At 65.0% G+C, this 14,344-nt stretch carries 12 protein-coding genes and 1 tRNA gene; 4 read left to right on the forward strand and 9 right to left on the reverse strand.

The genetic code is table 11. The features are described from left to right. The first annotated feature begins 3 nt into the window (after positions 1-3). Positions 4-2,604: an ABC transporter permease gene (locus O6R08_RS10230; protein ID WP_271418008.1), complete on the forward strand. Its 2,601-nt coding sequence runs from the start codon at positions 4-6 to the stop codon at positions 2,602-2,604. Between the two features lie 146 nt (positions 2,605-2,750). Here the strand turns inward: O6R08_RS10230 and O6R08_RS10235 are convergent, their stop codons facing one another. The 3 genes from O6R08_RS10235 to O6R08_RS10245 form a co-directional block, all read right to left on the reverse strand. Next, a complete protein-coding gene (locus O6R08_RS10235) occupies positions 2,751-3,476 on the reverse strand; it encodes a hypothetical protein (protein ID WP_271418009.1) in 726 nt (241 codons plus the stop codon). After that, entirely contained in the window at positions 3,473-4,069 is a 597-nt protein-coding gene (locus tag O6R08_RS10240) for a sugar O-acetyltransferase (protein ID WP_271418010.1), read from the reverse strand. Before O6R08_RS10240 ends, O6R08_RS10235 begins: the two co-directional genes overlap by 4 nt. Before the next feature lie 494 nt (positions 4,070-4,563). Then, a complete protein-coding gene (locus tag O6R08_RS10245) occupies positions 4,564-5,811 on the reverse strand; it encodes an alpha/beta fold hydrolase (RefSeq protein WP_271418011.1) in 1,248 nt (415 codons plus the stop codon). A gap of 257 nt (positions 5,812-6,068) precedes the next feature. Here O6R08_RS10245 and O6R08_RS10250 point away from each other — a divergent pair, with 257 nt between their 5' ends. Next, a complete protein-coding gene (locus O6R08_RS10250) occupies positions 6,069-7,091 on the forward strand; it encodes a septal ring lytic transglycosylase RlpA family protein (protein WP_271418012.1) in 1,023 nt (340 codons plus the stop codon). Between the two features lie 145 nt (positions 7,092-7,236). Here O6R08_RS10250 and O6R08_RS10255 read toward each other — a convergent pair whose 3' ends face one another. Together O6R08_RS10255 and O6R08_RS10260 are read right to left on the reverse strand one after the other, a co-directional pair. Beyond that, the gene (locus O6R08_RS10255) at positions 7,237-8,166 is read right to left on the reverse strand and encodes a PRC-barrel domain-containing protein (protein ID WP_271418013.1); all 930 of its coding nucleotides are present in this window, start codon (positions 8,164-8,166) and stop codon (positions 7,237-7,239) included. Positions 8,167-8,372: 206 nt separating this feature from the next. Further along, positions 8,373-9,542 carry a MalY/PatB family protein gene (locus O6R08_RS10260; RefSeq protein ID WP_271418014.1) on the reverse strand — a complete coding sequence of 390 codons (1,170 nt, stop codon included), beginning with the start codon at positions 9,540-9,542 and terminating at the stop codon, positions 8,373-8,375. 170 nt (positions 9,543-9,712) lie between these two features. Here O6R08_RS10260 and O6R08_RS10265 point away from each other — a divergent pair, with 170 nt between their 5' ends. Continuing rightward, positions 9,713-10,006 carry a type II toxin-antitoxin system VapB family antitoxin gene (locus O6R08_RS10265; protein ID WP_271418015.1) on the forward strand — a complete coding sequence of 98 codons (294 nt, stop codon included), beginning with the start codon at positions 9,713-9,715 and terminating at the stop codon, positions 10,004-10,006. Positions 10,007-10,015: 9 nt separating this feature from the next. Further along, positions 10,016-10,567, forward strand: coding sequence for a LytR C-terminal domain-containing protein (locus tag O6R08_RS10270; RefSeq protein ID WP_271418016.1), 552 nt, complete (start codon positions 10,016-10,018; stop codon positions 10,565-10,567). A gap of 97 nt (positions 10,568-10,664) precedes the next feature. Here the strand turns inward: O6R08_RS10270 and O6R08_RS10275 are convergent, their stop codons facing one another. The 4 genes from O6R08_RS10275 to O6R08_RS10290 form a co-directional block, all read right to left on the reverse strand. Next, complete coding sequence (locus O6R08_RS10275) at positions 10,665-12,167, reverse strand: potassium/proton antiporter (protein ID WP_271418017.1); 1,503 nt, start codon at positions 12,165-12,167, stop codon at positions 10,665-10,667. A 125-nt stretch (positions 12,168-12,292) separates the two neighbouring features. Next, a tRNA-Ser gene (locus tag O6R08_RS10280) sits at positions 12,293-12,377 on the reverse strand. A 78-nt stretch (positions 12,378-12,455) separates the two neighbouring features. Beyond that, positions 12,456-13,883, reverse strand: coding sequence for a lipopolysaccharide biosynthesis protein (locus O6R08_RS10285; protein WP_408640106.1), 1,428 nt, complete (start codon positions 13,881-13,883; stop codon positions 12,456-12,458). Continuing rightward, positions 13,880-14,329, reverse strand: coding sequence for a nucleoside deaminase (locus O6R08_RS10290; protein WP_271418019.1), 450 nt, complete (start codon positions 14,327-14,329; stop codon positions 13,880-13,882). The genes O6R08_RS10285 and O6R08_RS10290 overlap by 4 nt, the downstream gene beginning before the upstream one ends. Positions 14,330-14,344: the final 15 nt, after the last annotated feature.

The raw sequence follows: 14,344 nt of genomic DNA on the forward strand, positions 1-14,344 counted from the left end.
ACCATGTGGAAGGCCACGTTCACCTCTCTGTGGAGCCGCAAGCTACGACTGTTCATGTCCACCTTGGCCATCGTCCTGGGGGTCGCCTTCGTCTCGGGATCGTTCGTGTTCGGCGACATGCTCCGGTCCACCTTCAATTCCATCATCTCGGGGTCCGTCTCGGACGTCGAGGTGTCCAAGAACACCGAGGACGCGGTACAGGGCGACACGACGAGTCCCTACCCGCTGACACAGGCCGTCGTCGACAAGATTCGCACGGTCGACGGCGTCAAGGATGCCCAGGGCACCGTCTTTGAGACAGGTACCGTCCTCATCGGCCGCGACGGCAAGGCGATCACGAGTTTCGGACCGCCCCAGCTGGGCTTCGGCTGGCAGACGACCCCGGCCCTCGGCGGCCAGCCGGGCGTCCACGTCGAGTCAGGACACGAACCGCGCGCCGACGACGAGGTGGCCGTCGACCCCGCCACCTTTGACAAGTCGGGCTACCAGCTGGGCGACGTGGTCAAGGTCGTCACGAGCCGGGCCGGCACCGTCGAGGCGAAGCTCGTGGGCACCGCTACCTTTGGGCAGGGCGGGTCAGCCGGGGCCAGCTACGTGTTCTTCACGACCCACCGCGCCCAGCAGCTCTTCCTCAAGGGCCACGACGCGTTCACCGGTATCGCCACGGTCGTCGAACCGGGTGCCGACCGGGCGACCGTCGCCAAGGCTGTCCAGAAGGTCCTGCCGAAGGGATACCAGGCCAAGGACGGCAAGGTCGTCGCCGATGAGCAGATGAGCGCCGTCGGCAAGGCCCTCAGCTTTGTCGACATCTTCCTGCTCGTCTTCGCAGGCATCTCCCTGCTCGTCGCAAGCTTCCTCATCGTCAACACCTTCAACATCCTCGTCGCCCAGCGCTCCTCCGAGCTGGCGCTGTACCGGGCTATGGGGGCCAGTCGCGGCCAGATCAGAGCGACCGTCCTGGTCGAGGCCCTCGTCGTGGGCGCCATCGGGTCGGTGCTGGGTCTCTTCGGCGGTCTCGGTCTGGCCATGGCTATCAAGGCGATCATGTTCGCCGCCGGGTGGGACATTGGGCAGACGACGCTCTCCTTGGGTCTCAAGGCCGTCGTCGCCTCACTGGTCACGGGCATCCTCGTCACGCTTGTCGCCGCCCTACTGCCGGCAGCCCGAGCCTCACGAATCCCACCGGTGCAAGCCATGACCTCGGCCCGCACCGAGTCCGAGGTCGGGCTGGGCAAGCGGGCCGTCGTCGGCGTCGCCATGGCCGCCGTGGGCGTCGTGGGGATCGTTCTGGGAGTTTTCGACGTCGTCCCCAAGCCGGTGGCTTGGGCCGGAGGCGGCATGGCCCTGACGATGATCGGCATCGCCCTGTCCTCCCCTCTCCTCGGCCGTCCGGTCATCTGGATCGTCGGCAAGGTGTACCGGGCAGTCTTCGGTGAGGTCGGCAAATTGGCCGAACTCAACTCGATCCGTCAGCCCCGACGCACCGCCGCAACCGCGTCGGCTCTCATGATCGGCCTCACCCTGGTCTCCCTCATGGCCGTCTTCGGGGCCTCCTCGACCCGCTCGGTGACCAGCCAGATCACCGACACGGTTCGTGGCGACTTCATGGTCGGCCGACAGGGGTTCCAGGGATTCCCCGACCAGGTCCGCACCAAGGTGTCCGCCGTCCCACAGGTCAAGGACGTCCACACCATGACGATCGCGCAGATGCTCGAAATCCCCGCCGGCCACACCACCCCGCCCAAGGAGTACTTCACCGACGCCATGGGACGTCACACGCGCGGCATCGCGGGCATGGAGGCGACCTCGCTGGACAAGATGTTCCCCCAGAAGATGACGAAGGGGCGCATGTTCCGCGCCGACGGCGAGATGATCGTCGAGGAGAAGGACGCGGAGAAGTACCACCTGAAGGTGGGGTCGTCCTACCGGTTGTGGTCAGTGGAGGCCCAGCGTCCCATGACACTGTCCGTCGTCGGCATCTACACGACCGGCAAGGGACAGCCCATCGCCACCATGTGGGTCTCGACGACCACCCTCACCTCGGTCGGTCTGGGCGACAAGGATGCCTTCCTGTCGATCTACCTCAAGCCGGGCACCGACCACGAGCAGGCCCGCAAGGCCCTGGACGCGGCGTTGGCCGACATGCCGCTGGTGAGCGTCATGGACGTCGACCAGTACACCGACCAGATCCTTGTCAACGTCAACCGGACCATGGCGCTGCTCTACGCCCTGCTCGGGTTGAGCATTGTCATAGCCGTGCTCGGCATCGTCAACACCCTGGGGTTGAGCATCATCGAGCGGACACGGGAGCTCGGCGTCCTGCGCGCCATCGCCCTCACCCGTTCCCAGGTGCGACGGATGATCACCTTGGAGTCGGTCGTCATCGCCCTGCTCGGGGCCGTGGTGGGAGTCGGCCTGGGAACCGTCTTCGGCATGGTGTTGCAACGCCTGCTATCCGACCAGGGCATCGACCGACTCTCGATCCCGTGGCTGCAGCTCCTAGCCTTCCTCGTGGCCGCAGCGCTCGTCGGGGTGCTCGCCGCGCTGTGGCCGGCGCACCGAGCCGCCCGCACGAACATCCTCAAAGCCATCGCCACCGAGTGACCATCGCCACCGAGTGACCATCGCCACCCAGTGAGGGATGGCGCCCGTGCCCCGTCCCTTGATTCGGTGACTGCACTCGCCGATTCAACGAGCGTCACTCGCCGGGTTCGGCGAGCTTCAGTCGCCGGGGCCGGAAGCGGTCTAGGTTAGCGGCGGACTTGCCTCAACAGGGTGCGGACGCGGTCGGGATCGTCGGTCATGTCAAGGCTGGCGAAGACGTTGGAGACGTCGACCTCGGGACGCTGCCAGCCGATGGTCGCGGCGTGGGCGGCCAGGGCGACGCAGATCTCCTGGCAGCCGTCGATGATCCACTCGGGATCGACGTCCGGGTTGACGTGGCGGGAGAACTCAGCAGCGTCACGCTGTTGGGCTGCCAAAATTGCAGACAGACCACTTCGCAACTGCTCGACGGCCTCCTCCCCCATGGTGGAGACGACAACCGGGTCGGCCAAGTCGCGACGAACCCGCTCAACCACCAGGCCAGGAACCTCGTCGGAGGTCAACCCGTCGTGGTCGAAGAGCCAGTCGGGCAGGTACACCTCGACGGAGTCGTCGTCGGCCTGCTCAACCCGCTTGACCACGGCATCGAGCAAGCTGACGCCGAGCATGACCGCGCCCTCGAGCTGGCACAGCGGGGTGAGTGCGATGGCGATTGCGGCCCGTCCTGACTCCAACGGGTCGATCTGTTCCCCGCGCTCCTGGGCTCGCAACTCCTCCTCGCTGGCCCGGCGCAGCACCTCGAAGGACTCAGCCGGCGGGATCTGCACGGATTGCGGATCGGCCTCGACGTCGTCAGTCTCGGGCAGCTCGGCTCCGACGCCGTCAGGGTCGCACCAGGCGACCGGGATTTCTGGGATGTCATTCATCCTCATTCGCCTTTCCTGTCGTAGACCGATCCGGTGACGCGCGCGGGATTGCCGACGGCGATGGACCCAGCCGGGATGTCCTTGGTGACGACGGCACCGGCCCCGATGACGCTGTCGTCGCCGATGGTGACGCCGGGGCAGACGATCACTCCACCGCCCAACCAGACGTTGTTGCCGATCGTGATGGGTTTGGCCGCCTCCAGGCGATCTCGACGCAGATCCGGGTCGATGGGGTGGGTGGGAGTCAACAACTGGACGTTGGGTCCGATCTGGCAGTCGGCGCCAATGCGAATCTCGGCGACGTCGAGGGCCGTCAGGTTGTAATTGGCGAAGCTACGGGCGCCGAAGTGGATGTTCTCGCCATAGTCGACATACAGCGGTGGCTTGATGACGGCGTCCTCGCCGAGGTCACCGAGGAGTTCTGCAAGTAACGGACGGGCACTGTCAGGGTCGTTGAGGAAGGCCCGATGGTAGGCGTCGGCCAGCCTGGCCCCGCGGTCGGCGATCCGGGAGTTCTCCGGGTCGTCAGCAATGTAGAGGTCCCCGGCGAGCATCCGCTCCCGGTTCGTGCGAGGGTCCCCTGCAAAATGGTCGGTCATGGGGTCAACGGTACCGGGAGGGCGTCGAGCCGTTTCTGAACCCGCGCGTACCGGCCAAGACCCCCGCGTCGTGTATCCCATTACCCAGTTTTCCGCCGCCCCCGTCCCCCCAGCATGTCCCACCTGCGCCAGTTGTGCCTCACCTGCGCCCCGATTCCCCGATTCCCCCCAACATTTCCCACCTGCGCCAGTTGTGCCTCACCTGCGCCAAAATTTTTGGCGCAGGTGAGGCACAACTGGCGCAACTAAATCGGGACTGGCGCAGGTGGGGCACAACTGGCGCAGCAAGCTCGCAACCACATCACGGCTAACCACGACCACATGACAGCACCCCCGGCGAGCCCACACCCACATGGCAGCACCCCCACGACAGGGTCTCACCACGACACCGCGACAGCAGGAGCGCGGGGCGCCCACCCCAGGATGCTCCACAAAGCCCGGCGCCCCACACAGGACCGGACGCCCCATACAGGACCGGACTCAGCTCCCAGACCTCACCTGACGAGCTCACCCTTGGCGAGTTTGATGAGACGGTCGAGCACCGCACCCCCGGAGGCATTCGACCCGTTGTGCTCGTACTCAGTCGTCACCCAGGCATGCATCTGGGGAAGCAGGGCCGCGGTCTCCAGTGAGAACTCGCGCGGCACGTAGGCGTCGTCGTGGTACACCGCCGCTGCGCACGGGACCTCGGCAGATCGCAACGTGTCGGCGTCATACAGCTTCGGCCACGGATGGTTGGCGATGAGGTTCGCGACCTCCTTCCACGGCCGCAGCTCCTGGTCGGTGTCGAACCATTCCGGCATCACGTGTTCGCCGGTCAACAGGGTCGGATCCTCCTGGAAATCCTCGGGCAGCATCCGGGCAGCCGACCAGCCGGTGACGACACCGTCGGCATAGGACGACTCGTGGATGACGGCGTACAGCGGGTTTCGTCCGCCATAGGGCAGCAGCTCGGCCAAGTCGTGGCGGAACGACCGCGAGGTGTGGGGATACTCCAGCAGGTAGTGCAGCTTCTCAGCCCCACCCGAGCCACCCAGCAGATGCCCCAACGACCGCAGCCGAGACGGCGTCACGACGTCACCGTTCGGGGTGGTGATCTCACCGGACTCGGCCAGCGCCACAAGCTCCGCGAACCGCGCCCGATCCGCCGGGAACCGCTTGTAGTACTCCAGCGACTTGGCGCGCATCTGGTCGTAACACGCGGTGTAGACCTCGTCGGCAGAACGCCCGACCGCCGACAAACCGCCCGTGAAGTACCCCGCCGACAGCGACTCCGGATGGGTGGACAGGTACCTCAGCAGGGTGAATCCGCCAAAGGACTGCCCCAGGACCGCCCACTTCTCGATGCCGAGGTGACGCCGGATGTCCTCGCAGTCCTCGACGATCTCGTCGGCACGCAGGTGGGTGAGGTACTCGGCCTGGCTGGCAGCATCTCCCACCGGCTCACTGACCGGGGAGGACAGTCCGGTGCCTCGCTGGTCCAGCAGCACGAGCTGGTAGTCCTGCAGGGCCCGGGCCAGCCAACCTGGGAATCCCGGGTCGCGCAGGGTCGGACGCGGGGACTCACACCCCGGTCCGCCTTGCAGAAAAACCAGGTACGGCTTGTCGATGCCGTCGGGGGTGGCGACCAGACGCGCATAGACCTCGATGGTGCGCAGGTCCTGCGGGTTGGTGTGGTCCAACGGGACCCTCAGGCGAATGTCGTCAGTGAGCAGGCCAGGGATGGTGCGGTTCCACGTCATGACGTCAGCCTATGAGGTTGACACCGACCCCACGCTCCATGGGCCTGCATCCCTCAGCGTTTTCTCAGTTTTCTCATGACGCTCACCGCCCTCCGCGCCGCCCGCCATGACGCATCTCCCGCCCCCGAAGCCCGTTCTCAGCAAGCAACCGAAGCGCCGACCGCTCAACCATGCTGAACTCATTTTGAGAATCTCTCAGGATTATGTACAGTTCATCGAGCCTCGGAAGTTGGGGCAACACTCGGAAGGAACATCGCATGACCAACACCTCGACCAACGCCGGGACGGCCCTCAAGCGCACCGTCGCCCTGACCGCTGCGGCCGGACTCGCCGTCATGGGCACCATCGCCGAGGAGGCCCACGCCGCCCCCACCGGCAACCCAGGGGCCCATGCCGAGAAGGCTCCCGCCCAACAAGCCACGAAAGCACCGGCCAAGCAGGCCGAGCGCGCCACCGCGTACAAGACCCAGTTCGCCCAGTCTCGCGTCCACCTCAACGTGCGCTCCGGACGCGGCACCCAGTACAAGCGTCACGGACTCATCCACCCCGGCGACCGTCTCCTCATCGTTGGCAAGGACGTCCAGGGCTGGACCCCCGTCAACTATCGCGGCAAGACCTCCTGGGTTGCTACCCGTTACATCAGCAAGGTCACCCGCACGGTCGGCATCTACGCCCAGCGCGGCGACCACAACGCCCGCACCAAGGCCGTTCAGCGCGACCTGTCGACCCTCCACTACTTCCCGGAAATGTGGGTCGGGCTTCCTTACGGCCCCGCCACCACCAACGCAGTCAAGGTCTTTCAGAAGGCCAACGCTCTCAAGCAGACCGGTGTCGCCGATGCCGTCACCATGAGCCTGCTGCGCTCGAAGGCCAGCGAGAAGCGTGCCGCGGCGCCCACCAAGGCTGCCGTCCAGGAGTCCACGCGGTCTCATTCCGAGGACTCCTCGCGCGTCTCCCGTTCGTCTGAGCGCTCGGCCCGCAGCGCAGTCTCCACCAGCGGTATTGCCGGAAGCTGCGAGGCCTCCTTCTACACCGATTCCCGGACCGCCTCCGGTGAGTCCTTCAGTTCCTCGGCCCTGACGGCTGCCTCCAAGACCTACTCCTTCGGCACCCGTCTCAAGGTGACCAACAAGGCCAACGGACGCTCCGTCGTCGTGCGCATCAACGACCGTGGACCCTACGTGTCAGGTCGCTGCCTCGACCTGTCCCCGGCCGCTTTCAGCCAGATCTCCTCGCTCGGCGCCGGCGTTGCCGATGTCACCTACGAGAAGGTCTCCTGACCGAACGAGACGTCAGGACACGCGCATCCCATAACAGCGTCAGCCCCCGATCCCGTGCGGATTGGGGGCTGACGCCATGTTCACGTCTGCTCAAGCCACAGATCTCAAGCCACAGATCTCGGGCCGCAGATCTCGGGGCGCACAATCAGCCGACGGGTGCCTCCGGACCGTCGTTGAACCACCAGGTCGCCTGTCCGGGGACTCCGGCCTTCTTGGCCTCCTCCGGGGCCTCGACCTTGTCGAACTCGTGAATGTTGCCCTCGGCGTCCTCCCAGCACACCACCTCGCGGCGCACCGGGATCTGCACGGTCACCAGGTCGGTGACGACGTAGCGACGCAGCTTCGCACCAGCCGGCAAGCCCATCGCGGGGGCGGGCTCAGCCGAGCGGACCTCGTCGTCAGAGTCGTCATCGTCATCAGTGGAGTGGCCGTCGCTGAGCACCTCGGGACGGCTCTCCTCGTCGACGTCGGCATCCTCAGGGAAGTCGTCATCGTCGAAGGGGGCAGAAGGAAGGACGATCGGGCTGATGGCGGTGTCCTGTCCGGCCTCGTCGTCACCGCGCTCGTCGTCACCGGACACGGCTTCTTCGGACTCGGCCTCACCGGCCTCGACATCCACATCCTCCTCGACGACATCGGCATCGAGGACCTCATCGTCGACCTCTTGCGCATCAACGGCGTCAGACTCGTTGACGACACCGCGGCCTGGCTGGGCAATGACGATGTCGTCATCGTCGATCTCCAGCCCGGAGCGACGAGCAGGCTCCATGCCGTAGTGGCCGTAGACCTCGACCTCACGGTCACGCGAGAGGTCTTCCTCCTGGGACGCCTCGGGAGCGGTCTTGATGACGTCACGGTCGAATGGCACGTTGACGTGGCTGGTTGAGTATTCGGCACCGCGTACCGGGATGAAGTACTCGTGGCCCTCGGAAAGTACGGTGACGAAGGTCACGGCACCGGTGACCTCGTCGGCAAAGATCTGCTGGATCGTCCCGACCTTCTCACCGTCCGGTCCGACGACCTCGGCGTCGAACAGTCCGGGGATGTCCTTGGGATCCATGGCGCTGATGTCCATGTATCGACCTCTCGCTAGGGGCTGGAACGTACGCGCATACACGCGTTCTTCACTCCAGCGTTTCACACAACAGACGCCAACTGGCGGATCGCAGCCGGGCGCGTCTCGAAGTGAGTGCACGCCCGGTGGGCATCGACATGCCCTGCTCAGGAGCCAGGGGCTCTCACACCAAGGGGGTGACGGTCACCAAGCCACCGGTCACCGATTCACCGGCTGTTGATCGCGCTGACCATCCGGTCGACGGCCTCCTCAAGCAGGTAGCGCGGGGTGGCGAAGTTGATACGTGCGTGCCCCTCGCCGCCGGGTCCGAAGGTTGGACCATCATTGAGGCGGATACGGGCATGACGCAGCAGCCACTGGCCTGGTGAGGTTGGCAACTCGTAGGCGGAGAAGTCGAGCCAGCCGAGGTAAGTACCCTCGGGCACCCGATAATCCACTGCCGGCAACTGGTCGGCCAGGGTCTCTGAGAGCCACACCGCGTTGTCGTGGATGTAGCGGTTGGCGGCGTCCAACCATTCCTGGCCGGAGTCGAAAGCTGCCTTGTTGGCGGCCAAACCGATGGTGGTGGCCCCTGCGGCGTCGAGCGGATGGACCTTCTCGTCCCACAGCTTGGCCTGCTCAGGGGTGAAGAGGGTGATGAAGGCGGTCATGAGGCCGGGGATGTTGAACGACTTCGACGCCGAGGACACCAGTACCGAGTGGGCTGCCGCGGCCTCGCTGACGGTGGCGTAAGGCACCGAGGCCTTGCGTTCCGGGCAGGCCGGGACGAGGGGTCCGTGAATCTCGTCGGAGATGACGAACCCGTGGTGACTCTCGACGACCTCGGCGAGTGCGCCCAGCTCGTCGGCGGTGAAGACGCGACCCAATGGGTTGTAGGGCTGGCACAGGATGAGTGACCCGGCGCCCCTGCCGAAGGCCGCGTCGATACCGTCGAGGTCGAGGGTCCAACCCAGATCGGAGTCAATCATCGGCACCGCGATGATCTCGCGGCCTTCCAGTCCCGGCACCTCCCAGAAGGGCATGTATGCCGGGGAGGGGACGATCACCGGACTTCCGGGAGCGCTGTAGGTGCGGATGGCCAGCTGGACTCCCGACAAGACATTGCGCAGGTAACGGACTTTGAGCGGGTCGATCGTCAAGCCCTGAACCTTCTTCACCCATGCCGCCCAGGAGTGACGCAGTCCGTTGTCGCACGGGTATCCATAGGCGTGATTGGCAACGGTGTCCTCGATGGCCCGCTGGATAGGTGGGGCAACCCGGAAGTCCATCTCGGCCACCCACAACGGGATGACATCCTCGGCGACGTCTTGCCACCTGGCCGTGCCGCGAGAACGCAACCACTCGACAGTGGGGCTGTCGAAGTCAAAATCAGTCATGACCGTCCTTCCAGAGTCTCAGGCCCGGGCGCTGCCCCGGTGCAACGCCCACGTGCTGAACATGACCGTGTGATGGCAGTCAAGCAGCCACATGCCCTCCCACCTCAGCTTGTCACATACCCACGGCAGGTCTGCCAAGATCGCCGTCGAGAAGCTTGTAGGATCGTCGTGTGATCTTCAAACGTGTCGGTGATTCCCGCCCCTACCCTGACCACGGGTACACGCAGAAGCAGTGGTCCCAGTTGGCACCTGTGCAGGTGCGCCTGGACCAGCTCGTCACGACGAAGAGCAATCTTGACCTGGCGAACCTTCTCGAGGACGACTCCACCTTCTACGGGGATCTCTTCGCCCACGTCGTGTCCTGGCATGGCGATCTCTATCTTGAGGACGGCCTGCATCGGGCTCTGCGTGCTGCCCTTCAGCAGCGTCAGACCCTCCATGCCCGTGTCCTCGAACTGAACTGACGGCCGGTCATGACTTCCGATGAACGTCGCCGCTATGTGAGGATGGCAGGCACCCCGATCACCCTGCTGGCCCTGGTCGTCCTCATCGTGGTGGCCATCCGCGCCGGCTGGAAGGCCGTCAGTGCCCCTATTCCCCCGCCACCGATCACCCCCTGCGTCACTCAAGACGTCCAGGGCACGTTGAAGACGACGGATGTCACGGTGTCGGTGTACAACTCCGGCCACACCCGTGGGCTGGCTAGCAGCGTGTCGAAACAGCTTGCCAATGTCGGGTTCATCATCGACTCCGTGGCCAACCGTGAACCCATGGTCAAGAAGGTGACGATCATCGGCCAGGACGCCAAGGACCCTGAGGTTGCCCTGGTGGCCGGCTACTTCCCGGGAGCTGTGCTGAAGTCGGACCCCAAGCGCGTCGACCATGAGGTCGAAGTGGTGCTCGGCGATCGCAACCCGGAGTTCAAGACGAATGCCCCAAAGTCGGTGAAGGTTGCCGGGCCGGTGTGCCTGCCCTCACCAACCCCGTCGGTGCTGGCGGAGACACCCGAGGCACAGCACTCCTGAGGGTCACCGCTTGCTGTGCAATGGCCACGGGTCGTCACGGATCCGTGGCCTTCTCGTTAGTCGTACCCGCTCGGGGCGGTGAGCGCGGTCGGCGTCGTCATTCGGCCTGGATTCGCAGCCCGTACCAGCGCGCCAGCCGGCCTCCTCGACCGATTTCAGTCAGCCTCTCGACGACGTAGCGGCGCTGTCCCTGGGGGACGACGATGAGCAGCTCGTCACCTTGCTCCAGCTTGGTCTCGGCACGCGGGGCGAAGGATCTGTCGCCACGGATGATGAGGGAGACGACGCAGTTGCGCGGCAGCCTCAGTTCGCGGATTCTCACCCCGGCGAGCCTGGAGCCCTCCGGGACGTCAGCCTGCAACAGGTCGGCGGCGATCTCGTCGAGAGGTGCGACCTCGATCGTGACGTCCTTGGCCGTCTGTGGATCGACGACACCAAGGAGTTTCGCGGCGTCCGGCAGGGTTGGACCCTGAAGGCATGTGCAGACGACGACGAGGACCAGGATGACGTCGAAGAACTTGTCGGCACGGTCCATGTGGGAGGCCATGGGGATGGTCGCCAGGATAATGGGAACGGCTCCACGTAAGCCTGCCCAGGACAGGAAGAACCGCTCGTTGCGCCGGATCCCGAACCAGGTTGTACAGGCAAGGACGGCCAGGGGCCGGGCGACGAAGGTCAGCAGCAGGCCGGCGGCAGCACCAGAACCCACGGAGGCCCAGGTGAGGCGGTCGGGATTGGCCAGCAGACCGAGCATGACGAACAGGCCGATCTGGCAGATCCAGCCGATGCCTTCGGAAAAGGCCCTCGTGGTGTGCTGGTAGGGCAGATCGCCGTTGCCGATCATGACGGAGGCGACGTAGACGGCGGCAAATCCGGAGACCCCGATCCACACACCGACGCCGTAGGCGGTGACCGCCCAGGCCATCGCGGCAATGGCGTAAAGGTTTCCGGAGGGCAGGTTGATGCGTCGTCCGATCTTGACAGCCACCCATCCCACGGTCAGACCGACGAGGATGCCGCCGACGAGCTCCAGGGCGATGGATCCAAGAAGGGGCAGGACCCCGATCTGTGATTCCCCGGTTGCGACCCCGGTCAAGGCGATGACGACGAGGACGGTCGGGGCATCGTTGAGGCCTGACTCGGCCTCGAGCACGGATCTGAGGCGACTGGGCAGGGCAACCCCTCGGAGCACGGAGAACACGGCGGCAGAGTCGGTCGGGGTGGTGGCCGCGCCGAGGAGGGCTGCGACGCTCCAGTGCAGGCCAAGCACGTAATGGCCCAGCAGAGTCATGACGGCGAAGGAGACGCCGACTCCGACGGTCGCCAACAGGGCCGCTGGGCCCAGCGCTGGTCGGATGTCTTTCCAGTTGGTCGACAGTCCACCGTCGGCAAGGATGAGGACGAGGGCGGCGAAACCGATGGCGTGTGCGGCGTCCAGGTCGTTGAAGTCAATGCCGAAACCCACGGGGCCAAGGACCATGCCGACCAACAGGAACAGCAACAGGGCGGGAAGCCCCAGACGGGTGCCGATCCGGGCCAGGAAGACGGCCAGCAACACGACGACAGCGCCAATGAACAGGGCGAGGTCAGAGGGTTGCACGGGGTCATTATCCCAGCCCGGCGACGTCGGTCGTGCTTATGGACACCCTGAGAGACGCTGTTCCCTCACGAACACCAAAAAAGATCAAGGCCCTGGGGGCTTCTCAACTCCCAGGGCCCTCTCGGCGGTGACGGAGGGATTTGAACCCTCGGTAGCTCTCGCTACACCCGCTTTCGAGGCGGGCACTTTCGGCCGCTCAGACACGTCACCGTCGTCAAGCGTAGCGAATCGGTCACTCCTGACCAAAATCCGGGTGTCGGGAACACGTCGTCAAGGTGTCAGAGCACGTCAGGGACGGCTGTCCGCGTCCTCGCTGTTGACCTCAGCCTCCTCGGCCGTCTCGACTGCCGGATCGACCTTCATGTTCTTCTTGTCGAACCTCTTGGCCACCACGAGCGCCAGCCCGATGTAGAACACCAGCAGCCCGGCCATGATGAAGGACATCTGGTAAATCGTCCCGACGATCGACCGGTCGCTGAGGTTGAGGTAGGTCAATGGCACGACCGCGTACACAATCGCAAAGGCCAAGGCGATCCCGTTGTTACGAGTCACGATGAACATGTTCGAGATCGGTGAGGTGACGAAGTTGACGTACAACCACGGCACCAGGGCCACCGCAATCTCGGCCGACTGATGGAACTTCGCGCCCAACAGCCACGGCAACACCGGCGGGATGAGCACATAGAGCAGCCCGAACGGAATGATGCCGATGAGGAACGACCTCACGACCGACTTCTTGATGGTCTGGTAGAACTTTCCCGCGTCCGAGACCGACAACTTCTGGAAGAACACCTGGGCCAGCGCCTGGTTGATGACCGACGCCGGCATCTGCATCAACGTCCATGCGATGTTGAATCGTCCGTAGCCAGCCGTCGAGAACTTCACCATGATGATCATGTTGACGCCCTGCTGTCGGATGGCATCGACGATGGCGTTGGGGGCCGTCAGCAACGGCAACTGCCGGTACTTGCGCATCACCGCACGCATCGGCATGTCGGATTCCTTGATGCTGCGCAGGTCCGGCCCCAGGCGGCGTCGGAAATTGTTGAGGGCCAGGCACTTGCCCAGGAAGGTCGCGACGACCTGACCAAAGGCTGCCGCATTGATGGCACACGAGGTGATACGTCCGACTGCCGTTGTCGACTGACACCACACCGCGTTGGCACCAATGACGCCAAACCGTTTGCGTCGATTCGCCCAGTAATTGACGACGTTGACCTGGGTGTAGGTGAAGACGATCGGTCCGACCGCCAGCAACCACCACCGGGCCTCCGGCTTGCCGAGCAGCCCGCTGAGGAATCCGCCCAGGGGGATCATCGCCAGCATTGCCAGCGTCGAGACGATTGCGTTGATCCGGGTTGCCAACCGGAGCACCCGTTTGGCCTCGGAGTTGTCGCGCGGCAGCACGATGGCCATGTCGTAGCGCAGGGCTGCAGCGGGGATGACGAACTGGGAGACGGCCATGATGGCGCCGTAAATACCCCAGTCAGAGGGGTCAATGTGGTGGGTGACGTAGAGGGTGGCCAGAGCAGCGATCAACTGGGCCAAGCCGGTCCCACTCATGACCTTCGTCACAGAGGCGAGGAATTCGTGGCGCTGGACGTAGGCGCGCACGCGCGGAAACCGCACCCGTTTCTCCTCGGTCGCCGGAGCTTGATCGGACGGCGTCTGCCCCCCGGGTCCCGACGGCGTCACTTCCGTTGGCGTATTGGTCACCCGTCCACGGTACAGGCCCGATGCCGGGCAAAGAATTCGCCCAACAGGGCCGACGACTCCTCAGCCATGACGCCACAGACCACGTCGGGCCGGTGCGGAAGTCTCGGATCGCGCATGACGTCGAACAGGGAGCTGACGGCTCCAGCCTTGGGATCGAACGCCCCGAAGACCACCCTCGGGATCCTCGCCGCGACGATCGTGCCGGCACACATCGTGCACGGCTCCAACGTGACGACAAGCGTGCAGTCGTCCAGACGCCAACCGTCTCGCGCCTGCGCCGCGCGTCGAATCGCGAGCACCTCGGCGTGGGCGGTCGGGTCACCGGTCAGCTCGCGCTCATTACCGGCCTCCGAGAGGACCTCGCCGTCAGGTCCGAGGATCACCGCGCCAATGGGGACGTCACCCCACTGAGCAGCACGACGGGCCACGTCAAGAGCCTGGGCCATGGCCTGACGCCAACC

Source organism: Cutibacterium equinum, assembly GCF_028021195.1.
GTDB classification, from domain to species: domain Bacteria; phylum Actinomycetota; class Actinomycetes; order Propionibacteriales; family Propionibacteriaceae; genus Cutibacterium; species Cutibacterium equinum.

Excerpts from the sequence above, each read along its gene's own strand:
- O6R08_RS10230 (WP_271418008.1), top strand. The coding sequence starts at position 4 with ATGTGGAAGGCCACGTTCACCTCTCTGTGGAGCCGCAAGCTACGACTG.
- O6R08_RS10235 (WP_271418009.1), bottom strand. The coding sequence starts at position 3,476 with ATGAGGATGAATGACATCCCAGAAATCCCGGTCGCCTGGTGCGACCCT.
- O6R08_RS10240 (WP_271418010.1), bottom strand. The coding sequence starts at position 4,069 with ATGACCGACCATTTTGCAGGGGACCCTCGCACGAACCGGGAGCGGATG.
- O6R08_RS10245 (WP_271418011.1), bottom strand. The coding sequence starts at position 5,811 with ATGACGTGGAACCGCACCATCCCTGGCCTGCTCACTGACGACATTCGC.
- O6R08_RS10250 (WP_271418012.1), top strand. The coding sequence starts at position 6,069 with ATGACCAACACCTCGACCAACGCCGGGACGGCCCTCAAGCGCACCGTC.
- O6R08_RS10255 (WP_271418013.1), bottom strand. The coding sequence starts at position 8,166 with ATGGACATCAGCGCCATGGATCCCAAGGACATCCCCGGACTGTTCGAC.
- O6R08_RS10260 (WP_271418014.1), bottom strand. The coding sequence starts at position 9,542 with ATGACTGATTTTGACTTCGACAGCCCCACTGTCGAGTGGTTGCGTTCT.
- O6R08_RS10270 (WP_271418016.1), top strand. The coding sequence starts at position 10,016 with ATGACTTCCGATGAACGTCGCCGCTATGTGAGGATGGCAGGCACCCCG.
- O6R08_RS10290 (WP_271418019.1), bottom strand. The coding sequence starts at position 14,329 with ATGGCCCAGGCTCTTGACGTGGCCCGTCGTGCTGCTCAGTGGGGTGAC.